This is a genomic window from Chelatococcus daeguensis (assembly GCF_001887265.1).
GTDB lineage: Bacteria > Pseudomonadota > Alphaproteobacteria > Rhizobiales > Beijerinckiaceae > Chelatococcus_A > Chelatococcus_A sambhunathii.
Genome location: NZ_CP018095.1, coordinates 1,397,591 through 1,423,702 on the forward strand (window position 1 = coordinate 1,397,591; position 26,112 = coordinate 1,423,702).

The 26,112-nt window shown below is 69.3% G+C and carries 19 protein-coding genes; 14 read left to right on the forward strand and 5 right to left on the reverse strand.

All coding sequences use genetic code 11. The annotated features are described in order from the left end of the window. The first annotated feature begins 89 nt into the window (after window positions 1–89). The 5 genes from BOQ54_RS06715 to BOQ54_RS06735 all read left to right on the forward strand — a co-directional run bounded on the left by BOQ54_RS06715 (window position 90) and on the right by BOQ54_RS06735 (window position 8,201). Window positions 90–1,262, forward strand: a complete 1,173-nt coding sequence (locus BOQ54_RS06715; protein WP_071923570.1) for a M20 family metallopeptidase — start codon at window positions 90–92, stop codon at window positions 1,260–1,262. 112 nt (window positions 1,263–1,374) lie between these two features. Further along, window positions 1,375–2,910, forward strand: a complete 1,536-nt coding sequence (locus BOQ54_RS06720; protein ID WP_063187892.1) for a Do family serine endopeptidase — start codon at window positions 1,375–1,377, stop codon at window positions 2,908–2,910. A 123-nt stretch (window positions 2,911–3,033) separates the two neighbouring features. After that, window positions 3,034–3,717, forward strand: a complete 684-nt coding sequence (locus BOQ54_RS06725; protein ID WP_063187890.1) for a response regulator transcription factor — start codon at window positions 3,034–3,036, stop codon at window positions 3,715–3,717. Further along, the gene (locus tag BOQ54_RS06730) at window positions 3,701–5,092 is read left to right on the forward strand and encodes an ATP-binding protein (protein ID WP_071923571.1); all 1,392 of its coding nucleotides are present in this window, start codon (window positions 3,701–3,703) and stop codon (window positions 5,090–5,092) included. The genes BOQ54_RS06725 and BOQ54_RS06730 overlap by 17 nt, the downstream gene beginning before the upstream one ends. 133 nt (window positions 5,093–5,225) lie before the next feature. Continuing rightward, window positions 5,226–8,201: a bifunctional [glutamine synthetase] adenylyltransferase/[glutamine synthetase]-adenylyl-L-tyrosine phosphorylase gene (locus BOQ54_RS06735; protein WP_071923572.1), complete on the forward strand. Its 2,976-nt coding sequence runs from the start codon at window positions 5,226–5,228 to the stop codon at window positions 8,199–8,201. A gap of 285 nt (window positions 8,202–8,486) precedes the next feature. Here BOQ54_RS06735 and BOQ54_RS06740 read toward each other — a convergent pair whose 3' ends face one another. The 3 genes from BOQ54_RS06740 to BOQ54_RS06750 all read right to left on the reverse strand — a co-directional run bounded on the left by BOQ54_RS06740 (window position 8,487) and on the right by BOQ54_RS06750 (window position 15,101). Next, window positions 8,487–10,790 carry a sensor histidine kinase gene (locus BOQ54_RS06740; RefSeq protein ID WP_071923573.1) on the reverse strand — a complete coding sequence of 768 codons (2,304 nt, stop codon included), beginning with the start codon at window positions 10,788–10,790 and terminating at the stop codon, window positions 8,487–8,489. 196 nt (window positions 10,791–10,986) lie between these two features. After that, the gene (pepN, locus tag BOQ54_RS06745) at window positions 10,987–13,623 is read right to left on the reverse strand and encodes an aminopeptidase N (protein WP_071923574.1); all 2,637 of its coding nucleotides are present in this window, start codon (window positions 13,621–13,623) and stop codon (window positions 10,987–10,989) included. Between the two features lie 23 nt (window positions 13,624–13,646). After that, window positions 13,647–15,101: a cation diffusion facilitator family transporter gene (locus tag BOQ54_RS06750; protein WP_071923575.1), complete on the reverse strand. Its 1,455-nt coding sequence runs from the start codon at window positions 15,099–15,101 to the stop codon at window positions 13,647–13,649. A 76-nt stretch (window positions 15,102–15,177) separates the two neighbouring features. On the opposite strand from BOQ54_RS06750, the gene BOQ54_RS06755 reads away from it, so the two are divergent. Then, window positions 15,178–15,618, forward strand: a complete 441-nt coding sequence (locus BOQ54_RS06755; RefSeq protein ID WP_055459080.1) for a VOC family protein — start codon at window positions 15,178–15,180, stop codon at window positions 15,616–15,618. A 251-nt stretch (window positions 15,619–15,869) separates the two neighbouring features. Here BOQ54_RS06755 and BOQ54_RS20010 read toward each other — a convergent pair whose 3' ends face one another. Further along, complete coding sequence (locus tag BOQ54_RS20010) at window positions 15,870–16,025, reverse strand: hypothetical protein (protein ID WP_157672328.1); 156 nt, start codon at window positions 16,023–16,025, stop codon at window positions 15,870–15,872. A 192-nt stretch (window positions 16,026–16,217) separates the two neighbouring features. Between BOQ54_RS20010 and BOQ54_RS06760 the strand changes: the two genes are divergently transcribed. From BOQ54_RS06760 to BOQ54_RS06790, 7 genes are all read left to right on the forward strand, one after another. Continuing rightward, window positions 16,218–17,273, forward strand: a complete 1,056-nt coding sequence (locus BOQ54_RS06760) for an aldose epimerase family protein (RefSeq protein WP_071923576.1) — start codon at window positions 16,218–16,220, stop codon at window positions 17,271–17,273. Window positions 17,274–17,489: 216 nt separating this feature from the next. Then, window positions 17,490–18,965 carry a xanthine dehydrogenase small subunit gene (xdhA, locus tag BOQ54_RS06765; protein ID WP_071923577.1) on the forward strand — a complete coding sequence of 492 codons (1,476 nt, stop codon included), beginning with the start codon at window positions 17,490–17,492 and terminating at the stop codon, window positions 18,963–18,965. 241 nt (window positions 18,966–19,206) lie between these two features. Further along, window positions 19,207–21,462, forward strand: a complete 2,256-nt coding sequence (gene xdhB / locus BOQ54_RS06770; protein WP_071924417.1) for a xanthine dehydrogenase molybdopterin binding subunit — start codon at window positions 19,207–19,209, stop codon at window positions 21,460–21,462. A 6-nt stretch (window positions 21,463–21,468) separates the two neighbouring features. After that, complete coding sequence (gene xdhC / locus BOQ54_RS06775; RefSeq protein WP_055459077.1) at window positions 21,469–22,386, forward strand: xanthine dehydrogenase accessory protein XdhC; 918 nt, start codon at window positions 21,469–21,471, stop codon at window positions 22,384–22,386. A gap of 70 nt (window positions 22,387–22,456) precedes the next feature. Next, entirely contained in the window at window positions 22,457–23,380 is a 924-nt protein-coding gene (locus tag BOQ54_RS06780) for a sugar kinase (protein ID WP_071923578.1), read from the forward strand. An 81-nt stretch (window positions 23,381–23,461) separates the two neighbouring features. Beyond that, entirely contained in the window at window positions 23,462–23,857 is a 396-nt protein-coding gene (locus tag BOQ54_RS06785; RefSeq protein ID WP_071923579.1) for a c-type cytochrome, read from the forward strand. A 76-nt stretch (window positions 23,858–23,933) separates the two neighbouring features. Continuing rightward, window positions 23,934–24,722, forward strand: a complete 789-nt coding sequence (locus BOQ54_RS06790) for an enoyl-CoA hydratase-related protein (protein ID WP_055459074.1) — start codon at window positions 23,934–23,936, stop codon at window positions 24,720–24,722. 1 nt (window position 24,723) lies between these two features. On the opposite strand, the gene BOQ54_RS06795 is transcribed toward BOQ54_RS06790, so the two are convergent. Then, window positions 24,724–25,044, reverse strand: a complete 321-nt coding sequence (locus BOQ54_RS06795) for a c-type cytochrome (protein WP_055459073.1) — start codon at window positions 25,042–25,044, stop codon at window positions 24,724–24,726. A 221-nt stretch (window positions 25,045–25,265) separates the two neighbouring features. Between BOQ54_RS06795 and BOQ54_RS06800 the strand changes: the two genes are divergently transcribed. Next, complete coding sequence (locus BOQ54_RS06800; RefSeq protein ID WP_245316315.1) at window positions 25,266–26,105, forward strand: IclR family transcriptional regulator; 840 nt, start codon at window positions 25,266–25,268, stop codon at window positions 26,103–26,105. Window positions 26,106–26,112 lie beyond the last annotated feature (7 nt).

A 26,112-nucleotide genomic window follows, 5' to 3' on the forward strand; every position in this document is an offset into this window, starting at 1 on the left:
GATGCGCCGGCGGGCGCGATGGCGCATGCTGCCGCCCCTGACCGGCTGCGTGATTCACCTCGCGCGGCACCGCTGACGGGGGTGGAGCGATGACGCGAGGCACCGAGGCCGAGGAGGCCGTCTGCCGCTGGCTGGCGGAGCGGGAGGGCGAGATGCTCGCCCTCCTCGAAGAGGTGGTGAACATCGACAGCGGCAGCTACGACAAGGCCGGCGTCGATGCGGTCGGCGAGCGCTTCGCCCGCTTCTTCGCGGATCATGGCATCCCGACGTCCTGGCGGCGCGGCGACACCTATGGCGACGCCCTGCGCGCCGAGCTCGCCAGCCCCGGCAGCAATCTCAAGCCCGTCCTCCTCATGGGGCACCGCGACACGGTTTTCCCGAAGGGTGAGGCGGGGCGCCGGCCGTTCAGGATCGTCGACGGTCGCGCCTATGGTCCGGGTGTCGCCGACATGAAGGGCGGGCTCGTCGTCAATGCCTTCGTCCTCGCCGCGCTTGCGGCGCAGGACGCTGCCCCCGGCCCGGTGGTGGCGCTGATGACGGGTGACGAGGAGATCGGCTCGCCCTTCTCGCGCCCGATCATCGAGGAGGAGGCGGCCGCCGCGCGCGCCGCCTTCAACGGCGAGCCGGGCCGCGCCTCCGGCAACATCGTCAGCGGCCGCAAGGGCGGCATCTTCCTCAATCTCGAAGTCTTCGGGAAGGCGGCCCATTCGGGCGCCAATTTCGCCGACGGTGCGAGCGCCATCGGCGAGCTCGCCCACAAGATCGTTGCGCTGCATGCGCTGACGGATCTCGAGGCCGGCATCACCGTCAACGTGGGTACCGTGCGCGGCGGCCAGTCCGTCAACACGACGGCGCCTTTCGCCGAGGCCGAGGTCGATCTGCGCTATGTGACGCCGCAGCAGCGCGCGGCGCTCGTTACGGCGGTCGAGCGGATCGTCGCGGCTTCCACCATTCCCGGTACCCACGCGCGCTTCACGACGCGCGGGGACTTCCTGCCGCTCGTCGCCTCGCCCGAGAGCGAGCGCATGATGGCGACCTACAAGGCCGCCGCAGCGGATTCCGGCCTTCACGTCGACGGCGAGTTCACCGGCGGCTGCTCCGACGCCGGCTTCTCGGCCGCGGTCGGCACGCCGACGCTGTGCGGTCTCGGCCCGGTGGGCGGCAAGGCCCATTCCCCGGAAGAATACATGGAGGTGGCCTCGCTCGTGCCGCGTGCCCAGGCGCTGGCGCGCGCGGTGCTGCGTTGCGAAGCGGGTCGCTGAGGGCCTCCCGCCTCCATTACGAAGTTTTCATGCGCTCGTGAGGCTGTCGTAAGGCGCGGCGAGCCATCGTCGGCGGCGATAACGGGTTCGGCCCGAAAGTTCGCCAACGGAGATGGCCATGCACGAGAATGACCACAGCGAAGCCTTGAAGGCCCGCATCAAGTCGCCGAAGCGCGCCAGCCGGCGCGTGTCGATGCTGCTGGGTGCCGTAGCGCTCGGCGCCTTGTCGACCGGTGCGCTGCTGCAGAGCACCTTCGACGTCGGCCCGGCGCCGGCCTATGCGCAGAACCTGTCGGCCCAGGTGCCGACCGCCAATCCTGCCGGCTTCGCCGACGTCGTCGACCATGTGAAGCCGGCCGTCGTGTCGGTGCGCGTCAAGGTCGCGGTCGAGGGCGCGAGCGCCGAAGGGCTCGACCTGCGCCAGTTCGGCCTGCCCGAGGGCAGTCCCTTCGAGCGCTTCTTCCGCCGCTTCGGCGAGGAGGACCAGCGCGGTCAGCGCCCGGCGCCGCGCCGCTTCGGCGAGGCACAGGGGTCCGGTTTCTTCATCTCGGCCGACGGCTATGTCGTCACCAACAATCACGTTGTCGAAAAGGCCCGCGAGGTCGAGATCCAGACTGACGACGGCAAGACCTATTCGGCCAAGGTGGTCGGCACCGATCCCAAGACCGACCTGGCGCTGCTCAAGGTGGACGAGGGCGGCAAGTTCCCCTACGTCAGCTTCGCCAGCGGCACGCCCCGCGTGGGTGATTGGGTGCTCGCCGTCGGCAATCCCTTCGGCCTCGGCGGCACGGTGACGGCCGGCATCGTCTCGGCCCGCGGGCGCGATATCGGCGCCGGCCCCTATGACGACTTCCTGCAGGTCGACGCGGCCGTCAACCGCGGCAATTCCGGCGGGCCGACCTTCAACACATCCGGCGAGGTTGTCGGCGTCAACACGGCCATCGCTTCGCCGTCGGGCGGCAACGTGGGCATCGCCTTCGCCATCCCCGCCGAGACGGTGCAGAAGGTCGTCGCCGAGATCAAGGACCACGGCACGGTGCGCCGTGGCTACCTCGGCGTGCAGATCCAGCCGATCAACGAGGGCATTGCCGAAGGGCTCGGCCTCAAGGAGGCCAAGGGCGCCATCGTCGCCCGCGTCGAGGACGGCAGCCCCGCCGCGAAGGCCGGCATCAAGTCGGGTGACGCCATCCTCGCCGTCGATGGGCAGGAGGTGAAGAACGCCCGCGAGCTCGCCCGCGACATTGCCGGCTTCGCGCCGGGGCGGACGGTCGACATCACCGTCTGGCGCGGCGGCAAGAAGAGCGACATCTCCGTCACGCTGGCGACGATGCCCGGCGAGAAGACCGCGAGCGCCGAGAGCGGCGAGGAGCAGGCCGGAAGGCTCGGTCTTTCGCTGGCGCCCTCGGGCTCGGTCGACGGCGTCGACAAGGACGGCGTCGTCGTCGTCGGGGTCGAGCCCGGCAGCCCGGCCGAGGAGCGCGGTCTGCGCACCGGAGACGTCATCGTTACCGTCGGTGGCAAGAAGGTCGAGACGCCGCAGGACGTGCGGCAGGCGGTCACGGAGCTGCGCAAGGAGGGGCGCAAAGCCGTGCTGATGCAGGTCGAGACGGCGAGTGGCGCCCGCTTCGTCGCGCTGCCCCTTGCCTGAATTCGGGGAGGGCCGCGGGCCGCCTGTCGCCACGGGCCCGTCGCTCCTCCTCGCATGGCGGCAGGTCGGACACCCCCGCGTCCGGCCTGCCGTTTGCGTTGCGGAGTTGCTACCATGAGCGCCATGAAGATTCTCGTCATCGAAGATGATCAGGAGGCCGGCGCCTACATGGTCAAGGCTTTCCGGGAAGCCGGCCACGTGGCGGACCATGCGGCCGACGGCCTCGATGGCTATGCCATGGCGCGCGAGGGCGGCTACGACGTCCTCGTCGTCGACCGCATGCTGCCGAAGCTCGACGGGCTGTCGCTCATCCGCTCCCTGCGCGAGCAGAAGGTGGATACGCCTGTGCTCATCCTCTCCGCTCTCGGACAGGTGGACGACCGGGTCAAGGGCCTGCGCGCCGGCGGCGACGACTACCTGCCGAAGCCCTACGCCTTCTCCGAGCTGCTGGCGCGCGTCGAGGTTCTCGCCCGTCGCAGCAAGGGGGCGAACGGCGAGCCCACGAGCTACCAGATCGGCGACCTCGAACTCGATCGCCTGTCGCATCGGGTAACCCGCGCCGGGCAGGAGATCGTACTGCAGCCGCGCGAGTTCCGCCTGCTCGAATATCTCATGAAGCACGCCGGCCAGGTGGTGACGCGCACCATGCTGCTCGAGAACGTGTGGGACTATCACTTCGACCCGCAGACGAACGTCATCGACGTGCACGTCTCGCGCCTGCGCGCGAAGATCGACAAGGGACAGGACGTGCCGCTGATCCAGACGGTGCGCGGAGCGGGATACATGATCCGTGACGGGGCTCGGTAAGCTCTTCCGCACGACGGCCTTCAAGCTGTCGGCGGCCTATCTCCTCGTCTTCGTCCTCTTCGCCGGCTTCGTCCTCGGCTATGTGGCCTGGAATGCCCGACGTGTGCTCGACGACCAGATCCAGGGCACCATCGACGCCGAACTGCAGGGCCTTGCCGAGCAGTACCGCATCGGCGGCATACGCCGGCTCGTCAACATCATCGACCGGCGCTCGCGCGCGCCGAGCGCCTCCCTCTATCTCGTCACGACCATGGCCGGCGAACGGCTGGCAGGCAACGTGGTGGAAGTGCCCTTCGGCATTCTCGACGAGCCTGGCTCGCGCGAGATCGCCTACCGGCGCAGCGACGAGACGGGCGACAGGGAGTTCCGGGCCCTCGTGCGCGTCTATGTGCTGCCCGGGGGCTTTCGCCTGCTGGTCGGCCGCGACCTCGAGGAGCGGCTGCAGTTGCAGGCTGTCATCCGCCGCGCGCTCGTTCTCTCGATCGGCCTCGTGACCGTGCTCGCCTGCCTTGGCGGCTGGTTCATCACACGCCGCGTGCTCAAGCGCGTCGATGCGATGACGGAGACGACGCGCACCATCATGGAGGGCGACCTCGACGGGCGACTCACTGTGACCGGCACCGGCGACGAACTCGACCGCCTGGCGCAGAACCTCAACGACATGCTCGGCCGCATCGGCGAGTTGATGGCCGGCATGCGCGAGGTGTCGGACAACATCGCCCACGACCTCAAGACGCCGCTGACGCGCCTGCGCAACAGGGCGGAGGAAGCGCTGCGCACGGCGCGCTCATTGGACGAATATGCCACCGCGCTCGAAGGCATCATCGACGAATCGGACAATCTCATCCGCATCTTCAACGCGCTCCTGATGATCGCGCGGCTCGAGGCGGGCAATGCCAATGCCGCGATGGACGGTTTCGATGCGGCCGAGATCGCCGGCAGCCTGGCGGAGCTTTACGAGCCGCTCGCCGAGGAGGCGGGCATGCCGCTCGTTGCCGCGATCGAGCCCGACCTGCCGGTCAGAGGCAATCGTGAGCTCATCAGCCAGGCCGTCGCCAATCTGATGGACAATGCCCTCAAATACGGCACAAGCTGTCGGACGACGCCGGAGGTGAAGATCACCGCCCGGCGCCGCGGCGGCATGGTGGAGATCGCGGTGAGCGACCGGGGCCCGGGCATTCCGGAAGGGGAGCGGGAACGGGTGCTGGAGCGCTTCGCGCGTCTCGAAAGCGCGCGCTCCAAGCCGGGCTTCGGCCTCGGCCTCAGCCTCGCCTCGGCCGTCGCGCGCCTGCACGCGGGCGCGCTGCGCCTCGAGGACAACGGGCCGGGCCTGCGGGCCGTCCTCGCGCTGCCGCTGGCGAAAAACGAGGGATGAAGGCAGGCCGTCATGCCCGCGCTTGTCGCGGACATCCACGCCGTGACGCTCGCACGACGTCGAGGGCGTGGATGGCCGGGACAGGCCCGGCCATGACGAGCACTGAAATGTCGCTCTCAACACCGGTTATAAAATGGGCAAGAAACAGAACGTGACAGGGCAGGAAGCAACGCCTCTCGCAGCCATGGCCCGCTGCCTGCCGGCTCCGCCCGGCAAGCCGGCCGTTGCACGCATCGCCGCCGACCTCCTCGACGGGGACGCCACCTCCGCCGCCCTTGGCCGTCTCCTCGATGCGCATCCGCAGCTTGCGAGCCTCACCGCCGCCTTCGCCGATTATTCGCCCTTCCTTTGGCGGCTCGCGACGACGAAGCCCGAGCGGTTCCTGGCCCTGATCGAGGGCCCCCCGGACGCGATCCGCGCACGCATCCTCGCCGATGTGCAGCGTGCCGGGGAGGAGGCGGAGGAGGTCGCGGACATCATGCGCCGTCTCCGGCGCCTCAGGGCTGAGTTCGCGCTCTTCGTCGCGTTGTGCGATTGCGGTGGCCTGTGGCGCCTGCCGGAGGTCACGCGCGCGCTCAGCGATTTCGCCGATGCCTGCGTCGCGGCGGCGGTCGCCTTCCTCCTGCGCGAGGCGCGGCAGGCCGGACGCCTTACGGCAGCGGACGGGGAGGGGCCGGGCTTCGTCGTGCTGGCGCTCGGCAAGCACGGGGCGCGGGAACTCAACTATTCGAGCGACATCGACCTCGTCGTTTTCTTCGATCCCGAGGCGCCGCTGCGCGAGGGGCTGGAGCCGGCGCCCTTCTTCGTGCGCCTGACACAGGGGCTCGTGAAGATCCTGCAGGAGCGCACCGGCGACGGCTATGTCTTCCGCGTCGACCTGCGCCTCAGACCCGATCCCGGCTCGACGGCCGTTGCCGTGTCGCTTCCGGCCGCCTTCTCCTATTACGAGAGCGTCGGCCAGAACTGGGAGCGCGCGGCCTTCATCAAGGCGCGGCCGGTGGCCGGCGACATCGCGCTCGGCGAGCGCTTCCTCGCCGACCTGCGACCCTTCGTCTGGCGCAAGTACTTCGACTTCGCCACCATCGCCGATATCCACGCGATGAAGCGGCAGATCCATGCCGTGCGCGGCCATGAGGCCATTGCGGTCGCCGGCCACGATATCAAGCTCGGCCGCGGCGGCATCCGCGAGATCGAGTTCTTCGTGCAGACGCAGCAGCTCGTCTTCGGCGGACGCCGCCCCTCGCTGCGCGGGCGCCGCACGCTCGAGGTGCTCGATGCGCTTGTCGAGGAGAAGTGGATCACGCCCCAGGCGCGCGACGACATGGCGGCGGCCTATATTTTCCTGCGCACCGTCGAGCACCGGTTGCAGATGGTGGCGGACGAACAGACGCAGCGCCTGCCGGACGACGCCGAGGCGCTGGCGTGCGTCGCTCGCTTCTGCGGCTTTGCGACCGTGGAAGCTTTCGGCGAGGCGCTGACAGCCCATGCGCGTAAGGTGCAGGGCCACTATGCCATGCTGTTCGAGGAGGGGCCGGAACTCGCGGCGGAGGCCGGCAGCCTCGTTTTCACCGGCACGAGCGACGACCCCGAGACACTCGAGACCCTGCGGCGGCTCGGCTTCTCCGATCCGCCGCGCGTCGCGGAGACCGTGCGTGGCTGGCACTTCGGCCGCCGCTCCGCCGTCACCAGCGCCCGCGCGCGCGAGGTGCTGACGGAACTGACGCCGGCGCTCCTGACCGCGCTCGGCCAGACGGCGGCGCCGGATGCGGCGCTGGCGGCGCTCGACGAGGCCTTCGGCCGCATGCCGGCCGCCGTCGAGCTTCTCTCCATGCTCCGCTCCAACGAGCGGCTGCTGCGTCTCTTTGCCGATCTTCTCGGCGGCGCCCCGCGGCTTGCCGAGGTCGTCTCCGCCAGCCCGCACGTGCTCGATGCCGTCATCGACCCGACGTTCCTCGATCCGACGAGCGACGAGGCGGCGATCGAGGCGCGCCTGCGCGGCCTCCTCGGCAAGCCGGCGAGCTACGAGGATTTTCTCGACCGGCTGCGCGAGGCCGTGCGGCAGGAGAATTTCCTCGTCGGCGCGCGCTTCCTCTCCGATATCCTGTCGCCGCCGCGCGCCGGGGAGGCCTTCGCGGCCGTGGCGCAGGCCGCGGTGCGCCTCAGCCTCGAGGCCGCGCAGGCCGCCTTTGAGGAGGAGCATGGCAAGGTGCCCGGCGGGCGCGCGGTCGTCGTCGGCCTCGGCCGCCTTGGGGCGCGCGAGATGACAGCCGCTTCCGATCTCGACCTCGTCGTCATCTACGATTTCGATGCCGAGAGGCGGGAGAGCGACGGCCGCCGGCCTCTCGATGCCGTCGTCTACTACAGCCGCCTGACCCAGCGCCTCGTCAGCGCGCTGACCGTGCCGACGAGGCGCGGCAGGCTCTACGAGGTCGACATGCGCCTGCGCCCCTCGGGTCGCAAGGGGCCCGTCGCGACGCAGTTCGATGGCTTCCTCGCCTATCAGAAGAACGAGGCTGAGACCTGGGAGCACATGGCGTTGACGCGGGCCCGCGTCATCGCCGGAGACGCCTCCCTCGCGGCCGATGTGGAGGAAGCGATCACGGCGGTGCTGAGCGAGGCGCGCGATCGCGAGAAGCTCGCCACCGACATCCGCGAGATGCGCGCCCTCATCGCCGAGGAGAAGGGGGAGGACGACCCGGGTGACCTCAAGCTCGCCGCGGGCGGCCTGGTGGACATCGAGTTCATCGCCCAGTTCCTGATGCTGGCCCATGCGGCGACGGAGCCGGCCCTGATCGTGCCCGGCTCGGCCCATGTCCTTGCCCGCGCAGCCGAGAAGGGTTTCATCGCGCCGGACCACGCCGACGTCTTGCGTCCCGCCTACGACCTTCTGTCGAGCGTCTTCCACTGGCAGCGCCTGACGGTGGAGGGCCGCTTCGACCCCAAGGCCGTCGCCCCGGCGATCCAGAAGCGCATCGCCACGGCCGTTGGCCTGCCCGACCAGAAGGTGCTGGCCCGGACGCTCGACGACACGCGCCGCCAGGTGCGCGCCACCTTCAACGAACTTCTGGGCGCCGGCGGCAAGGCGAAGTCCCGCAAGGCGAAGGGGTAGGACGCTCCCCCACTTGCGGACCGGGCGAGCCGCTGCACGGCCGTGAAGCGCCACCTCTCCCCGCGTCATGGCCGCGCTTGTCGCGGGCATCCACGCCGGGACGATTGCGCCAGGCCAAAAGGCGTGGATGACCGGGACAAGCGCGGCCATGACGTGGAGAGGTTGCGCGTTGCTGTTTTCCGTTCGGCTCCCCGCTCCGTTTCTACCTTCCGTGTCCGTCAGCGGACAGCCGCCTGACCGGCAGGGCGAGACGGCGCGGGCCCCGCGAGGGGCCTTTCCTCCGCCTCACGCCGCCTTGCGCTGCTCCGCCTGGGGCAGGTGCACCATGACGATGGTACCGGAACCTGGGGTCGAGCGGATGCGCAGGGCGCCCCCGTGCAGTTCCGTCAGCGAGCGGGCGATGGCAAGGCCGAGGCCAGAGCCCTTGTAGGTCTTGCTGTATTCGGTCTCGACCTGGGTGAAGGGCTGGCCGAGCTTGCCGATGGCCTCGCCCGGGATGCCGATGCCGTTGTCCTCGACATAGATGTTGACGGCCTGCGCCGCGCTGCGCGCGCGCAACGCCACCCGGCCTCCCTCCGGCGTGAACTTGACCGCGTTGCGCAGCAGGTTGACGAGTATCTGCCGCAGCGCCCGCGGGTCGGCGTCGAGCGTCTGGGCCGGCAGCGTCTCGAGGTCGAGCACGATGTTCTTCGCCTCTGCGGCCTCCGCCACCGAGCGCACGGCCTCCGTCATCACCTTGTCGAGGGCGATGCGCTCCTTCTCCAGCTTGTGGCGGCCGGCCTCGATGCGCGACATGTCGAGAATGTCGTTGATGACGGCGAGCAGATATTGGCCGCTCTGGCGGATGTCGTGGCAGTACTCCGTGTACTTCTCGTTGCCGAGAGCGCCGAAGATGCCGCTTTCCATGATCTCGGAGAAGCCGATGATGGCGTTGAGCGGCGTGCGCAACTCGTGACTCATGTTGGCGAGGAACTCGGATTTGGCGCGGTTGGCGCCCTCCGCATGGGCCTTCTGCTCGAGGTAGCGCTCGGCGAGGTCGGCGAGCTGCTGGGCCTGGACCTCGAGCTTCTGGCGGGATCGCTTGAGGTCCATCACCGTGGCGATGAGCCGCCGCTCGGAATCGAGCAGCTTCTCCTCGTGGCGTTTCAGGGCCGTGATGTCGGTGCCGACCGAGACGTAGCCGCCGTCCTTCGTGCGGCGCTCGTTGATCTGCAGCCAGCGTCCGTCGGCGAGGCGCGCCTCGAAGCTGCGCGCGCCGATATTTGCCTGCTCGCCCGTCAGGGCCTGGGTGGTGACGACGGGCGGGCGGCTCGCATCCATGATCTCGGCATAGCTGCGCCCGGCGGCGGCGGCGTCCGCCGGCAGGCCGTGCAGCTTCTGGAACTTGGAGTTGCACATCACGAGCCGGTTGTCGGCGTCCCACAGCACGAAGGCCTCTGAGATGGTCTCGATGGCATCGCGCAGGCGCATGTCGGCGGTCGCAGTACGCTCGGCGAGGCGGCGCTGCTCGGTAATGTCGACGGCGATGCCGACGAGATGCGGGCCCTCCGCCGGGTCCCCGTCGACGATCTCGGCGCGGGCATTGATCCACACCCACTCGCCGTTCGCGGCTCGGATGCGGAAATCGTGGTCGATGGCCGTGGTGCGCGAGGCCGCCAGCATGTCGGCGAGTCCGTAGAGATCCGTGTCGTCCGGGTGGACGAGGCCGTTGACCTCGCCGAAGGACAGGAACTCGTCGCGCCGGCGGTAGCCGAGGATGGCATACATGGAATCGGACCAGTAGATGCGTCCTCGGGCGATGTCCCAGTCCCACAGGCCGCAGCGGCCGCGATTGAGAGCGGCGTCGACCCGCTCCTTCACCTTGTCGCAGATCTCGTCGGCGGCCTTGGCCCGGCCAGCCTGCATGAAATAGGCGGCGGAGATGGCGAGCAGCACGAAGGCCGCGGCGGCGATCAGCGTCATCTGGCCCCAGGTCTGGGCCCGCCAGGGGGCAAGTGCACCCGAGACGGGCTGCACTACCGCAAGCTGGCCGCCGCCGGCACCGAGATTGCGCACGGTGGCGAGCGCATCGGTGCCGCCGGGGAGGGTCAGGCGCAGCACGCCAGCCCGGTCGGCGAAGGTCGTGAGGGGTTGGGACGAACCAAGGACATCGACCAGCGGCTCGCCGGTGGCAAGCTGGGCCGGGATGGCCCCGATCAGGGCGCCCGTGGCGTCGGTGAGAAGGAGGCTGCGCCCGTTCCCGATCATTGGCGCCGGGATCTGCCGCTCGAAGGCGGCGACGAGATCGCGCGCCGCAGCAGGACTGTCGCCGCGGGCGATCTCGGCATTCAGCACGCGCGCGGCGAGCGAGGCGAGCGTGTCAATTTCGGCGGCGGCGTCGTTGAGTGCCTCGTTGCGCGCGTCGACGGCCTGCAGCGAGGCTCCCGTGACCAGCGAGACGAGAAAGACGACGAGCAGCGCCGGAACGGCAAGGCGCAGCCAGGGTTCCGCCAGAACGAGCCTTCTATAGGCGGGATGTGCTATGGAGCGCGCAATCCCGAGAATCGTGCCCGCGCGCGCGGGCACGTACGTCGCGTCGACGCCCGCCATCGAATGCCCCCTTCGGAGTCCAAACGTCTCATCGGGAAGACGTGCCGCATCTCACCGAATCACTTACATCTGAATCCTGCAGGGGCCGTTTGTCCAGAGTCTTTATGATTGGTTGACGCGATACGGTAAATGCTTGTTGTGCACCTGCATTTCCGCTCACGCGCCATCAGGACTACTTTTGCCTACATTTAGTATATCAAGATAGCGAGCGGCCCGATATGTCGGCGACGTCGGGCGAAAGGCCGGGCGTGCCGGCAACACGGCGCAACGCCTTCTCCGCCTCGGCCCTGCGCCTGGGCTCGAGCATCTTCCAGGTGCGAAAGGCGGTCAGCAGCCGGGCGGCGACTTGCGGGTTGCGTGCATCGAGCGCGAGGACCATGTCGGCGACGAAGTCGTAGCCGGCGCCGTCCGCCCGGTTGAACTGGGTGAGATTGGCCATCGCGAAGCTGCCGATGAGCGAGCGCACCCTGTTGGGGTTGCCCATCGAGAAGGCGGGATGGCGCATCAGGCCACGCAACCGCTCCAGCGTCTCGGGCTCGGGGATCATGGCCTGCAGCGAGAACCACTTGTCGAGGACGAGCGCATTGTTGCGGAAGCGCTCCGAGAATTCGGCAAGCGCCGTCTCGCGGGCTGCACCGGGCAGGTGCGACAGGACGCCGAGCGCCGCGAAGCGGTCCGTCATGTTGTCGGCATCGCGGAACTGGCGCATGGCAAGATCTTCGCCCTCGGCGGGGCGGCCGGCCGCGAAAAGATCGAGGCAGGCGTTGCGCAGGGCCCGACGGCCCGCTCCGGCTGCATCAGGGACATAGGGCTCCCGCGAGCTCAACTGACTGTAGAGCTCCGCCAGTTCCGCCGCGAGTGCCGCGCCGAGCTCGACCTTCACCAGCTGCCGCGCCCGGTGAACGGCATCGGGATCGACGTCGTGACCGATCTCGCGGGCGATGTCCGCCTCCGTCGGCAGGGCGAGCACCTGGGCGGCGAAGGCAGGATCGCTGCCGGCGCGCATGGAGAGGAAGTGGCGCAGCGCATCGGCCATGCGACGGTCGGGCGCAGGCGGCGTCCCGGCGCCCACGGCGCGCAGGATGGCCCGCGTGGCGACCGTCTGGGCGGATTGCCACTGGTTGAAGGCATCGCTGTCGTAGCGGAAGAGGACGAGAAGTTCGTCCTCGTCGAGGTCGATCTCCAGCCTGACCGGGGCGGAGAAGCCGCGCAGCAGCGAGGGCACCGGCTTTTCCGGCACATTGGTGAAGGTGAGCGTGGCCGATGGGCCGTCGAGCACGAAGACGCCCGGCATGTGGCCGGCCGTGGCGGCGGGAGACAGGGCGATCTCCGCCCCGCTGCCCCCAACCAGCCCGAGGCGGATCGGGATGACCTGCGGCGCCTTCTCCGGCTGGCCTGGCGTCGGCGGCGTCACCTGGGTCAGGGCGAGGCGATAGGTCTTCGCCTCCGCGTCGTAATGGCCGCGGGCGTTCACCGTCGGGGTGCCGGCCTGCTCGTACCACTGGGCGAAGTGGCCGAGATCGCGCCCGCTCGCTTCGGCGAAACAGGCGACGAATTCCTCGATCGTCGCCGCCGTGCCATCGTAGCGGTCGAAATAGAGGTCCATGCCGCGGCGAAACGCATCGTCGCCGATCAGCGTCCTGAGCATGCGGATGACCTCCGCACCCTTCTCGTAGACCGTCGCCGTGTAGAAGTTGTTGATCTCGCGGTACTGACGCGGCCGCACGGGATGGGCGAGGGGCCCCGAATCCTCGGCGAACTGCTGTGCCCGCAGCACGCGCACGTCGGCGATGCGCTTGACGGCGCGCGAGCGCTCGTCGGCCGAGAACTCCTGGTCGCGGAAGACGGTGAGCCCTTCCTTCAGGCACAGCTGGAACCAGTCCCGGCAGGTGATGCGGTTGCCCGTCCAGTTGTGGAAATATTCGTGGGCGATGATCGCCTCGATATTGGCATAGTCGGCGTCCGTCGCCGTCTCGGCGCTGGCGAGGACGTATTTGTCGTTGAAGATGTTGAGGCCCTTGTTCTCCATCGCCCCCATGTTGAAGTCCGACACGGCGACGACGTTGAACACGTCGAGGTCGTATTCGCGCCCGAAGACGCGCTCGTCCCAGGCCATGGAGCGCTTGAGCGCATCGAGGGCGTAGGTCGCGTCCGCCGCCTTGCCGGGTTCGACATAGACCGCGACGTCAACCGCGCGCCCCGACATGGTCGTGAACCGGTCGGCGACCTTGTCGAGGCGCCCGCCGACGATGGCGAAAAGATAGCACGGCTTGGGGAAGGGATCGTGCCAGATGGCGAAATGGCGGCCGCCGCCGGCTTCGCCCGCGGCGACCGGATTGCCGTTGCCGAGCAGCACCGGCGCCTCCTGCCGGTCCGCCTCGATGCGGGTTGTGAAGACGCAGAGGACGTCGGGCCGGTCGAGGAAATAGGTGATGCGGCGGAAGCCTTCGGCCTCGCACTGCGTGCAATAGGCGCTGCCCGAGCGATAGAGCCCCATCAGTTTCGTATTGGCCGTGGGATCGGTCTCGGTCTCGATGGTCAGCGTGAACGGCTGCGCCGGCGGGGCATGAACCACGAGGCGCTCGGGCGAGGCCTCGAAGGCCTGCGGCGAGGCGGGCACGTCGTCGATGGCGAGCGAGACGAGGCGCAACTCGTCCCCGTCGAGGACGAGGGGCACGGCCGGCCGGCCCGCCGGGTTGGCGCGCAGATGGAGCTTGGCGAGGATGCGGGTGGCGTGACGGTCGAGCCGGATGTCGAGTTCCGCGCGATCGATCAGGTAGTCCGTCGGCCTGTAGTCTTCCAGCCGGATGACGGCCCCGCTCTCGTCACGCATCAACGCTCTCCCCGTATCCTGTCTCAACGATAGCCGCTTGTGCCGCCCGCTGCGATGTCTCTTCCGGCTGCAGCCGCCGGTCGCGGCTCGGCATGGCCGACGATGCGGCCGATCTCGGGATGGTCGGTGCGCATCCGCCGGTCGAGTTCGTCGACCATATCGTGCACGGTCGCGATGTCGAGGCCGGGATCGAGCCGGCAGTGGTAGTTGACGACAAAACCCGCCGGCGTCTCGCGCACGCGTACGCTGTGCACGCCGGTGATGCCGTTGCATTCGCGTGCATGGTTGGCGAGCGACAAGGCGATGCCGGCGACGGTCTCGGCATCCGCTTCGCGCCCGTCGAGATGCTGCACGACGAGAGGCTCGATGTGGCTTTCCACCTCCACCTGCGGCCCGAGTTCCTCGACGAGCGCCGTCTCGAGCCGGCTGGCCACCTCGTGCGCCTGGGCGAGGGTGAGGCGGGCGTCGACTTCGATGTCGAAGCTCACCGACAGGCGGCTGGCGAGGTTCTGCACGGTGACATGGTGCACGGGCACGCGCAGGCGCGCAGCGATGAGCATCACACGCTCCAGCACTGTCTCGTCGTCGATCTGCACCGGCGTCGTCGAAATGGTGAACTCGCTGTCCGGCAGGTCCGCGTGGATGGCGTTGCGCACCCGCTCCTTGATCTGGGTGACGCGGTCGAGCGGCAAGGTGCGCGAGACGCGGATGCCCACCTCACCCATGATCAGCGAGCCGGAGGAGCGCACGCGCACGCGATCCACGCCAACCACGCCGGGCACCTTCTCCGCGAGCCCCGTCACACGCTCTGCCAGACCCTTGGGCGCCGTGTCGAGCAAGGTGTCGATGGTGCGGCGGGCGAGGCGGAAGCCGGCGAAGGCGATGAAGAACGACACGCCGATGGCGATGAGCGCATCCGCCTGCGGATAGCCGAAATGGGCGGCGGCGAAGGCGACGAGGACGAAGACGGAATTGACGAGATCCGAGGAGAAATGCAGCGCATCCGCCGCGAGCGCCTCGCTGCCCGTTTCGCGCGCCACGCGCGTCAGCCCCCACCAGCGCCAGGCATCGACGACGATCGAGCCGACGACCACGCCGACGGCCGGCCATGAGAGGAGGATTTCCGTCTCGCCGCTCGACAGCCGCCGCACGCCCTCGACGGCGATGACACCCGAGAGGAGGAAGAGGAAGGCCGTCTGCACGAGTGCCGAAAGCGATTCGAACTTGCCGTGGCCGTACTGGTGCTGCGCGTCGGCCGGCTTGTGTGCGGCGCGCACGGCGAGCCACGTCATGGTCGTCGCCGCGACGTCAAGCAGGCTGTTGGCCGCATCCGAGATGAGGGCGAGCGAGCCCGTGGCGAAGCCGGCTACCCCCTTGCCGAGGGTGAGCCCGGCGCTCGCCAGGATCGAGACGAAGGCGGCGCGTTCCTTGCGCCGTTCGTTGCGCTGCCGCTCCGACGAGATGGACGGTGGGCTCATGGCACCTATTCCGCTTGCGGGTTTGACTTGCCCGCGGCATCGACGATCCTCTCCCGCATCAGACGGGAGGTGACCCATGCGATATCTGCACACGATGGTGCGTGTCTCGAATCTCGAGGACTCGCTGGACTTCTATTGCAACAAGCTCGGCCTCGTCGAGGTGCGTCGGATGGAGAACGAGAAGGGCCGCTACACCCTCGTCTTCCTCGCCGCGCCGAAGGACAAAGAGGCCGCTGCGGCGAGCCAGGCCCCCCTGCTCGAACTGACCTACAACTGGGACCCGGAGGACTACAAGGGCGGGCGCAACTTCGGCCATCTCGCCTATCGCGTCGACGACATCTACGACCTGTGCGACCGGCTGATGAAGGCGGGGGTCACCATCAACCGTCCGCCGCGCGACGGGCACATGGCCTTCATCCGCTCGCCCGACGGCATCTCCATCGAGCTCCTGCAGGAGGGCCAGCCCAAGCCCCCGGCCGAACCCTGGGCTTCGATGCCGAATACCGGGACGTGGTGAGGCCAACGGCGGTCGTGTGCGCCGGATGCACCGCAGCATGGAAGGATGCGGTGCCGATCCGGGGTTGGTCATTCGGCGCCTTCAACCGATTGTTGCGCTGGTTCCCGGGTCGCATTCCGCTTGCGCTCCATGCGCCCGGAAAAGGGGTTTGCGCTTGAAGGCGATGGTGCGAGCTCAGCCCGACTGCCGACTGCCGACTGCCGACTGCCGACTGCCGACTGCCGACTGCCGACTGCCGACTGCCGACTGCCTCAATCAACGGCATAGGGGTCGTTCTCCGCATCGATCAGCTGGCCAGGCGCCGGATGCGGCATATAGGCTTGGGCCGGCTGCGTGCGCGTGCCCGACGAGGAGCTGCAGGCGGCGAGCACGAGGCCGAGGAGCGCGGCGACGACGATGATGCGCATGGACATCCCCTTGTGATGCGTTGCGTTTCGCTCTTGCGCGAGGCGAGGTGCCCCGGACGGGCGGCAAGGTCAAGGCGCGAGGCCGGACATCGGGATACGGTCCGGAATTTGGCAAGATCGTGGCCGCCGGAGTAAAGCTGTCAACCTGAGCCGGAACGAGCGGTGACCGGCCGCGCGAGAAACGGAGCGTCGATGAGCGTTAGAGATTTCGGTGTGGCCGAGGGCCAGCCCGTCCGCGAGATCACCATTCGTGCCCCTAAAAGCAAGGCGCATGCCAAGGTGCTGACATGGGGTGCCGTGTTGAGGGACATGCAGGTGCCCCTGCCGTCGGGCGAGTTGCAGCGCGTCGTCCTCGGCTTCGACAGCCTCGACAACTACATCGCCCATTCCCCGCACATGGGCGCCATCGCCGGCCGGGTCGCGAACCGCATCGGCTACGGCCGCTTCTCCATCGACGGCACCGTCTACGAGGTCGACCGCAACCAGAGCGGCCGGCACATGCTGCACGGCGGCGCGAAAGGTTTCGGCAAGCGCCCGTGGCAGCTCGCCCACCACGATGATTCGAGCGTCACGCTGACGCTCGTCTCCCCGGACGGCGACCACGGCTTCCCCGGCAATGTGACGGTCACCTGCGTCTACCGCCTCACCGAGCCGGCGACGCTGCGCATCGAGCTTTCGGCGACGACCGATCGGCCGACGCCGGTCAACCTCGCCCACCATTCCTACTTCAACCTCGACGGCTCGCCCTCGGTTCTCGATCACCGCATGCGCGTCGAGGCGGATTTCATCACCGCGACCGATGCCGACCTCGTCACCACCGGCGAGATCCGCTCGGTCGAGGGCACGCCCTACGATTTCCGCGGCAACCGCTCGATCCGCTTTCCCGACGCCGAGACGGGCGCGCCTGTGCACTACGACATCAACTTCGTCCTGCGGCGCAACCGGCTGGAGCCATCCGGCATCCCCGGCCTGCCGCTCGCCCATGCCGCGCTCGTCGCCTCGCTGCGCAACAACCTTGCCCTCGATGTGTGGACGACGGCGCCCGGCCTCCAGGTCTACGACGGGCGCAAGATCGACCTTTCCGGCATTCCCGGCCTCGACGGCGCAGCCTATGGCTCCAACGCAGGCCTCGCGCTCGAGCCGCAGCATTTCCCGAACAGCATCAACGTGCCGCATTTCCCCTCGACACTCCTTACTCCCGGCGATGTCTACCGGCAGGTGAGCGAATTCCGCTTCCACGCGGGCTGACGGGACCGGCCTGGTACGCCTTTGTGCCCGGACGCGCCGCAGCACGCAGTGATGCGGCGCTGAGCCCGGGCCCATTCCCGGGACACTCCCTCATCGCAGCAGCGCGGGATTCGCCTCACGCCTGTCTGCGCCGCACTCCCGGCGGCCTGCCTTTTCCCCTGTTGCACGGCCCCCCGAATGGGGCACACTCGGGCAAACAGAGGGACGAACCAGAAAATGCGCCGAACAATCCGTTTCCTGAGACGGAACGAAACGGTCGAGGTCGGGAATGTCGAGCCGCGCACCACGCTTCTCGACTGGCTGCGTCTGACAGAAAGGTCCACCGGCACCAAGGAAGGCTGCGGCGAGGGCGATTGCGGGGCCTGCACGGTCGTGCTGCGCCGCCTCGTCGACGGCCGCCTCGTGTCCGAGCCGGTCAATGCCTGCATCCTCCTCCTCGGCCAGGTGGACGGCGCCGAGGTGCTGACGGTCGAGGACCTCGCCGCCGACGGGCGCCTGCATCCCGTGCAGCAGGCGATGGTGGAGCGCCACGGCTCCCAATGCGGCTTCTGCACGCCCGGCATCGTCATGAGCCTTCTCGCACTCTACGAGACGGGCGAGGCACCGGACCGGCAGGGGGTGACGGATGCGCTCGCCGGCAATCTCTGCCGCTGCACCGGCTATCGCCCCATCGTCGCGGCGGCGTTCGATGCGCTGGGCCGGATCGAGGCTGATCCTTTCGCACAGCAGCGGCAGCAGGTGGCCAAGGCGCTGGCGGCCCTCAGGGACCAGGCGGACGTTTTCGTCGGCGACGAGCGCTCCTTCTTCGCCGCTCCGGCGAGCACCGATGCACTGGCCCGGCTCTATCTCGGCCACCCGGATGCGACGCTGGTCGCCGGCGCCACCGATGTCGGCCTGTGGGTGACCAAAGCCCTCGCCGACTTGCCGAAGATCATCTGGCTCGGCCGCGTCGCCGGGCTCGATGCGGTCGCGGAGGAGCACGGGACGCTCACGCTCGGCGCCACCGTGACGCTGGCGCGGGCGCGCGAGGCGCTCGGCGCGCTCGATCCCGATCTCGACGAGCTGATGCGCCGCTTCGGTTCGCAGCAGGTGCGGGCCTCCGGCACGGTCGGCGGCAATATCGCCAACGGCTCGCCCATCGGCGACCTAGCGCCCGCCCTCATCGCCCTAGGCGCCACCCTACACCTGCGCCGCGGCGACGGCCGCCGCAGCCTGCCGCTCGAAGACTTCTTTCTCGATTACCGCAAGCAGGACCGGCAGCCGGGCGAATTCGTCACGGGGGTCACGGTGAGGAAGCCCGCCGGCCGGCACGTCCGTGTCTTCAAGGTGACCAAGCGCTTCGACGAGGACATTTCCGCCGTCATGGGTGCCTTCTGCTTCGACTTAGCCGACAATGGGACGGTGCGCGAGGCGCGCATCGCCTATGGCGGCATGGCCGGCATCCCCAAGCGGGCGCGGGCGGCCGAGGTGGCGCTCACCGGCGCGGCCATCGACGATCACGCCGCCGCCGAGCGGGCGGCCGCCGCGCTCGACGCCGATTTCGCCCCTCTGACCGATCACCGCGCCTCCGCCGCCTATCGCCGCCGCGTCGCCGGCAATCTCCTCATGAAGGCGTTGATGGAGATCGCGACGGGTGACGATGCCGCAACGCGCCTCATTGCCCACCGGGAGGTCCGCCATGCGGCAGAATGAAGAATCGGGCGATCTCCGGGTGCCTAGAAGCAGGTTGGGCGCATCTGATCCCTCCCCTTCAGGGGAGGGTGGATCGCGCCGCAGGCGCGAGACGGGTGGGGCGCTCCCAGCGGCGGTCGCGCAGGCCCCTTCCGTCGGCCTGCGGCCGCCACCTCCCGCCGCGGGGGAGGATCACGCGGCGCCCTCCGGGACGTCTGGCGTTTCCGGTGACGGTTCGCCGCTCCGCCACGTCCATCGCCCCCTGCCGCACGATTCCGGCATCCGCCACGTTTCGGGCGCGGCGCTCTATATCGACGATATCCGCGAGCCGGACGGCACCCTGCATGTCGCGCTCGGCCTCAGCCCGGTCGCACGCGGGCGGCTCTCGGGGGTCGATCTGGCCGCCGTGCATGCCGCCCCCGGCGTCGTCGCCGTCCTGACGGCCGCCGACGTGCCAGGCCGCAACGACATCTCGCCGGCCAATGCCGATGAGCCGGTATTCGCCAAGGACGAGGTGCTCTTCCACGGCCAGCCGGTCTTTGCCGTGGTGGCGACAACCCGCGACGCGGCGCGGCGGGCCGCGCGGCTCGCCGCCTTCGACATCGCCGAGGAGGCGCCGAGCGTGACGGTGGAGGATGCGCTGGCGCGCCGCGAGACGGTGCTGCCGGACTATGCCTTCGGCCGCGGCGACGTTGAGGCGGCGCTCGCCGACGCCCCCCATCGCCTCGAGGGTGTGCTGCGCATCGGCGGGCAGGAGCATTTCTACCTCGAGGGCCAGGCCGCGCTCGCCGTGCCGGGGGAGGACGGCGACATGCTCGTCCATTCCTCCACCCAGCATCCGAGCGAGGTCCAGCACATCGTGGCGCGTGCGCTCGGCATCCCTGACGCCTTCGTCACCTGCGAGGTCAGGCGCATGGGCGGCGGCTTTGGCGGCAAGGAGACGCAGGCGACGCAATGGGCCGTGATCGCTGCGCTTGCTGCTCGCGCCACCGGCCAGCCTTGCAAGCTGCGGCTCGACCGCGACGACGATATGGCGGTGACCGGCAAGCGTCACGACATGCGGGCCGACTGGCGCGTCGGCTTCGACGACAAGGGGCGCATCGCGGCCTACGACGTCACGTTCAATGCCCGCTGCGGCTGTTCGGCCGACCTCAGCCAGGGCGTCGTCGACCGCACCATGTTCCATGCCGACAATGCCTATTTCCTGCCGGCGGTGCACATCGCCTCGCGGCGGCTGAAGACCAACACGGTCTCCAACACCGCTTTCCGCGGCTTCGGCGGTCCGCAGGGCATGCTCGCGGCCGAGCGCGTCATGGACGAGATCGCTGCCCGCCTCGGGCGCGACCCGCTCGACGTGCGCAAGGCGAACTTCTACGCACCCGGCCGGGACGAGACGCCCTATGGCCAGAGCGTCGAGGACACGGACGTGCTTGCCGCCCTCGTCGAGCAGTTGGAGGCCGAGTGCGACTACCGCGCCCGCCGCGCCGCGATCACCGCCTTCAACGCGCGTTCGCCGGTGCTGAAGAAGGGCCTGGCGCTGACGCCGGTGAAGTTCGGCATCAGCTTCACGCTCACCCATCTCAACCAGGCCGGCGCGCTCGTGCACGTCTACCAGGACGGCTCGATCCATCTGAACCACGGCGGCACCGAGATGGGGCAGGGGCTCTTCATCAAGGTGGCGCAGGTGGTGGCGGAGGAGTTCGGCGTCGGCATCGAGCGCGTGCGCATCACGGCGACGACGACGGCCAAGGTGCCCAATACCTCGCCGACGGCCGCCTCCTCGGGCTCCGACCTCAACGGCATGGCGGCCCGCATCGCCGCGGGCACCATCCGCCAGCGCCTTGTCGATTTTCTCTGCGAGACCTTCGATGTCGCCGAGGGCGAGATCGAATTCCGCGACGACCGTGTCTTCTTCGGCAACGAGAGCCTCGCCTTCGCGGAACTGGTGAAGAAGGCCTATCAGGCCCGCATCCAGCTCTCCGCCACCGGCTTCTACCGCACGCCGAAGATCCATTGGGACCGGGCGGCGGGGCGGGGACAGCCCTTCTTCTACTTCGCCTATGGCGCCGCCTGTGCCGAAGTGACCATCGACACCATGACCGGCGAGTACAGGCTCGACCGCGTCGACATCCTGCACGACGTCGGCCGCTCCCTGAACCCGGCCATCGATATCGGCCAGATCGAGGGCGGCTTCGTCCAGGGCATGGGCTGGCTGACCACGGAGGAGCTGGTGTTCGACGGCAAGGGCCGCCTCGCCACCCATGCGCCCTCCACCTACAAGATCCCCGTCGCCTCGGACGTGCCGGCCGATTTTCGCGTCACGCTCTTCCCGAGCGCCAATCGCCAGCCGACCATCTACCGCTCCAAGGCGGTGGGCGAGCCGCCTTTGATGCTGGCAAATTCCGTTTTCTGCGCCATATCCGATGCAGTGCGCGCCGCGCGTGGCGACGGTCTTGCGCCGCTCGACGCGCCGGCGACCCCGGAGGCCGTGTTGCGCGCCATCGTCGGCGCGCTGTGAGGCGAGATGCCCATTTGGCGGACATTGCGGGATTTCGTGCGCGCCCATGGGCGTGGGGCGCTCGTCACCCTCGCCGACGTCAAGGGCTCCGCGCCGCGCGAGGCCGGTGCCCGCATGGTGGTGCGGCCGGACGGCGCCTTTCACGGCACGATCGGGGGCGGCCGGCTCGAATGGGAGGCGCTCGCCGAGGCGCGCCGGGCCATGGCGGCCGGCCGGCGAGCCCTGACGCGGCTCGACATGGCGCTCGGCCCCGATCTCGGCCAGTGCTGCGGCGGGCGGGTCGCCGTCCATGTCGAGGTGTTCGGGCGCGAGGATGCGGATGAACTCGCGGCCTTGGCCACCGCGGAGACGGAGGGGCCGTTCACGGTCTCGGCGGCTCGCGACGCCTCCGGGCGCATCGTGCGGCGCATCGGCGGGGAGACCCCGGCCGGCGGCTGGCGCGAGCGTTACGAGGACCAGGCGACGCCACTACTCCTCTTCGGTGCCGGCCATGTTGGGCGCGCGCTCGTCCTGGCGCTCGCGCCGCTGCCGTTCGCCGTCCGCTGGCTCGATGCACGCCCCGACGCCTTCCCGGCCCACATCCCGGCCAATGCGACGCCGGCCGTCTTCTCGGATCCTGCCGAAGAGTTCGCCGCCGCGCCGGCCGGCGCTTTCGTCCTCGTCATGACGCATGACCACGCGCTCGACCTCGCCGTCGTGGCAGCGGCCCTGCGGCGGGCAGACATTTCCTACGTCGGCCTCATCGGCAGCGCGACCAAGAAGGCGCGTTTCGTCAGCCAGCTCGCCCAGGCCGGGCTCGATGAAACCGCCATCGCCCGCCTCGTCTGCCCCATCGGCATTCCCGGCATCGCGGGCAAGGCGCCGGCCGTCATCGCAGCGGCGACGGCGGCGGATCTTCTGATCCGGCGCGAGGCCCTGCGCTGAGGCGAAAACCGCTTACACTTTCGGACGCCATGGTCTAGACAGCCGGCGACGAGCAACCGGAGACCCCCTGATGGCTGCCTTCGATATTCTGGCATTCGGCGAACCCCTGATGGAATTCGCCCAGCTCGACGATTCGCGGCGGCACTACCTGCCCGGTTTCGGCGGCGACACCTCGAATGTCGCCATCGCGGCGGCCCGGCTCGGGGCGAAGACGGCGGTCTTCACTGCCGTCGGCGACGACGCCTTCGGGCGCGACTTCCTGAAGCTGTGGGACGAGGAGGGGGTCGATCGCTCCTCCGTCATCACCATGGCCGGCGAGCGCACCGGCATCTACTTCATCAGCTACGGCCCGGACGGGCACGAGTTCAGCTATTATCGCGCCGGATCCGCCGCGAGCCTCGTCCGCCCTTCTCTTTTGCCTCTCGATCTAATCGGTTCAAGCCGCGTCCTCCACATCTCCGGCATCAGCCAGGCGATCTCGGTCGAGGCGTGCGACACCTGTTTCGCGGCGGTGCGCCATGCCCGCGAGAAGGGCGTGGCTGTCAGCTACGACACCAACCTGCGCCTGCGTCTGTGGCCGCTCGACAGGGCACGCGCCGTCATCAACGCGACGGCGCAACTCGCCGACATCGTCCTGCCGGGCCTCGACGATGCCCGCCAGCTCACCGGGCTCGACCGGCCGGAGGACATCTGCGATTTCTATCTCAAGGGCGGCGCGCGCATCATCGCGCTCACGCTCGGCAAGGACGGCACCATGGTCGCCGTGCCGGGCGAGCGGCGCTTGATCGCGGGCCGGCCGGTCAAGGCGGTGGACGCGACCGGCGCGGGCGACACTTTCGACGGCGCCTTTCTGGCCGCATGGCTGCGCTCGGGTGATCCCTTTGCGGCTGCTGCCTATGGCAATGCCGCCGCGGCGCTCTCCACCCTCGGCCATGGCGCCGTCGCGCCCATGCCGCGGGTGGCGGACGTCGCCGCCTTCCTGGCCAAGGGCTGAGCCCCGCGACGAAGAGTCGTCGCCTCCTTCTGCGGCATTCGGGCCATAACGGCGCCCGTTTGCCGATGGAAGGAGCGTTCGATGATTCTCAAGCCGCTGCTCGCAATCGCCATTCTCGCTACCACCTTGTCACCGGCCGCCGCCGCTGGCGACGCCAAGGCTGGCGAGCGCGTCTTCCTCAAGTGCCGGGCCTGCCATCAGGTCGGCGAGAAGGCGAAGAACGTCGTCGGACCGGAATTGAACGGGCTCTTCGGCCGCACCGCGGGCACGGCGCCCGGCTACAGCTATTCCGAAGCCAACAAGGCGTCCGGCATCGTCTGGGACGAAGCCAATTTTCGCGAATACATCGCCGATCCGCGGGCCAAAATCCCGGGCACGAAGATGGTCTTCGCCGGCCTCAAGAAGGAGCAGGAGGTCGACGACCTCGTCGCCTACCTGAAGACCTTCAACGCCGACGGCACACGCGTGGCCGAATAGACCACCGGGACCGAACGGCGATTGCGCCGGCGCCCGCCAGCCGCCATTCTGCCGCGAACGATCCGGGAGGACCTGCGTGGACGACAGCCCCATCATCTTCGCGCGGGCGGAGGGCATCGCCTCCATCCGCTTCAACAGGCCGCAGGTGCTCAACGCGCTCGACGAGGCCATGGTCGCCGCCCTGCGCGCGGCGGTGGAGACGGCGGCCCGCGACGAGCGCGTGCGGGTCGTCGTCATCTCCGGCGAGGGCCGCGGCTTCATGGCCGGCGGCGATGTCAGCCGTTTCCATGCCGCGGGGCCTGAGGCGCCGGCGCTGGTGCAGCGGCTGATCGAACCGTTTCACGAGGCGGTTGCGCGCCTCGCCGAGATGCCCAAGCCCGTCATCGCCAGCCTGCACGGCCCGGTGGCCGGAGCCGGGCTCAGCATCGCGCTGCTGGCCGATCTCGCCATCGCCGCCGACGACGCGCAGTTTACGCTCGCTTATGCCCGCATCGGCGCGAGCCCGGACGGCTCGGCCACTTGGTCCCTGCCGCGCGTCGTCGGGTTGCGCAAGGCGCTTGAGCTGGCGCTGCTCGCCGATACCGTCGACGCCACCGAAGCGCTGCGCCTCAACCTCGTCAACCGCGTCGTGCCGCGCGAGCGGCTCGAGGCGGAGACGGAGGCGCTCGCCACCCGCCTTGCAGCCGGGCCGGCGCTCGCCTACGCCAGGATCAAGCGGCTGATGCGCACCTCGCTCGACAGGGACCTGCCCGCGCAGCTCGCCGAGGAGGCCTCCGCCTTTACGACCTGCGCCGCGAGCGCGGATTTCGCCGAAGGCGTCAGCGCCTTCGTCGCCAAGCGGGCACCCCGCTTCACCGGCCGATAGGCTATTTCTCCAGCGACTTCAGGTAGGCGATGAAATCGTCGATGTCGTCGGGCGCGAAGGTGATCTCGGGCATGTCGGGATGCAGGGTCACCATGCCCTCGGCGAGCGCCTCCTCGAGGCCCTCGACCGGATAGCGCTCGTGCAGCGTGCGGAAGGGCGGCGCCTCCGGCTTGGGGCTCTTGCCCGTCTTGTCGAGGGCGTGGCAAGCGCCGCAGTGCTTCTGTGCCAGGGCATGACCCGCCACCACGTTCCCGGGGCGGGCCATGGCCGCCGTGCCGACCATCGCCGCGGCAACGCCGAGCATCAACCAGCGGACATTCATGGCGTTTCGCTCCCGTCCCAGGCCGCGATTCGCACGATGGTAGCCCAATATGGCCCCGATGCGTCGCGGCGAAGGGAGGCGCCGGGTGTGGATATCCGGGCCGCGTGTCGTTGCGTGGTCCGATATGTGAACCGCGGGCACCGCACTTCAAGCATGCTCGGTTGTCTCGCACGCAATCGGCGCTAATCTCGTCGCCTTTCCGGGTGGGGCGGGAGTTCAGGATGATCCGCAGTATGGATCATGCGTCGAATGGCAAGGCCGAAGGGGCGCAGAGCGTCGATCGGGCGCTCGCGCTGCTCATGATGGTCGGCGCCCGTCGCCGGGAGGGCGCGCGTCTGGCCGATCTCGTGGCCGAGAGCGGGCTCAACAAGCCGACCGTCCGCCGCCTGCTGCTCTCGCTCATGCGTGCCGGCCTCGTCGAACAGGAAGAAACCGGCGGGCGCTATCACCTCGGACCCGAGAGCTACGTGCTCGGCACCCTGGCGGAGGAGCGCTTCGGCCTGCATCGCCTGTCGCTCGAGGGCGTGGCGCGGCTCGCCGCCCGCACGGAGGACACGGCCTTCGTCTCGATCCGCCGCGAGAACTACGCCATCTGCCTGCACCGGGAGGAGGGGGCCTTCCCCATCCGCACCCATGTGCTGATGCCGGGCGACCGGCACCCGCTCGGCGTCGGCTCCGGCTCGCTCGCCATCCTGGCGGCACTGCCGGACGAGGATGTCGAGGCCGTGATCGCCGCCAACAGCGCGGTCATGACCGAGCGCTACCCGCGCTTCACGCCGGAGATGCTGCGCACGAGCGTGGCCGAGACGCGGGCGGCCGGCTATGCGCTCAATCCCGGCCTGCTGATGCAGGGCTCCTGGGGCATGGGCGTCGCCGTGCGCGATGCCGCGGGCCATCCCGTCGGCGCGTTGAGCGTCGCTGCCATCGAGAGCCGCCTCGGCGAGGCCCGGCGGGCCGAGGTCGCGGCGCTCCTTCAGGAGGAGGCGCGCCGCCTCGAGATGAAGCTCGCCGATTTCGGCCGCGGCCGCGAGGCGAAGGCGCGCACGGCCCGCAGGGCCTGACGGCGCG

Bases quoted from the DNA above. Each gene is read 5' to 3' on its own strand.
- BOQ54_RS20010 (WP_157672328.1), bottom strand. From the start codon at position 16,025: ATGCGCATCATCGTCGTCGCCGCGCTCCTCGGCCTCGTGCTCGCCGCC.
- xdhA (WP_071923577.1), top strand. From the start codon at position 17,490: ATGCGCCGAACAATCCGTTTCCTGAGACGGAACGAAACGGTCGAGGTC.
- BOQ54_RS06740 (WP_071923573.1), bottom strand. From the start codon at position 10,790: ATGGCGGGCGTCGACGCGACGTACGTGCCCGCGCGCGCGGGCACGATT.
- pepN (WP_071923574.1), bottom strand. From the start codon at position 13,623: ATGCGTGACGAGAGCGGGGCCGTCATCCGGCTGGAAGACTACAGGCCG.
- BOQ54_RS06760 (WP_071923576.1), top strand. From the start codon at position 16,218: ATGAGCGTTAGAGATTTCGGTGTGGCCGAGGGCCAGCCCGTCCGCGAG.
- xdhC (WP_055459077.1), top strand. From the start codon at position 21,469: ATGCCCATTTGGCGGACATTGCGGGATTTCGTGCGCGCCCATGGGCGT.
- BOQ54_RS06755 (WP_055459080.1), top strand. From the start codon at position 15,178: ATGCGATATCTGCACACGATGGTGCGTGTCTCGAATCTCGAGGACTCG.
- BOQ54_RS06800 (WP_245316315.1), top strand. From the start codon at position 25,266: ATGATCCGCAGTATGGATCATGCGTCGAATGGCAAGGCCGAAGGGGCG.
- BOQ54_RS06715 (WP_071923570.1), top strand. From the start codon at position 90: ATGACGCGAGGCACCGAGGCCGAGGAGGCCGTCTGCCGCTGGCTGGCG.
- BOQ54_RS06780 (WP_071923578.1), top strand. From the start codon at position 22,457: ATGGCTGCCTTCGATATTCTGGCATTCGGCGAACCCCTGATGGAATTC.
- BOQ54_RS06795 (WP_055459073.1), bottom strand. From the start codon at position 25,044: ATGAATGTCCGCTGGTTGATGCTCGGCGTTGCCGCGGCGATGGTCGGC.
- BOQ54_RS06735 (WP_071923572.1), top strand. From the start codon at position 5,226: ATGGGCAAGAAACAGAACGTGACAGGGCAGGAAGCAACGCCTCTCGCA.
- BOQ54_RS06785 (WP_071923579.1), top strand. From the start codon at position 23,462: ATGATTCTCAAGCCGCTGCTCGCAATCGCCATTCTCGCTACCACCTTG.
- BOQ54_RS06750 (WP_071923575.1), bottom strand. From the start codon at position 15,101: ATGAGCCCACCGTCCATCTCGTCGGAGCGGCAGCGCAACGAACGGCGC.
- BOQ54_RS06725 (WP_063187890.1), top strand. From the start codon at position 3,034: ATGAAGATTCTCGTCATCGAAGATGATCAGGAGGCCGGCGCCTACATG.
- BOQ54_RS06720 (WP_063187892.1), top strand. From the start codon at position 1,375: ATGGCCATGCACGAGAATGACCACAGCGAAGCCTTGAAGGCCCGCATC.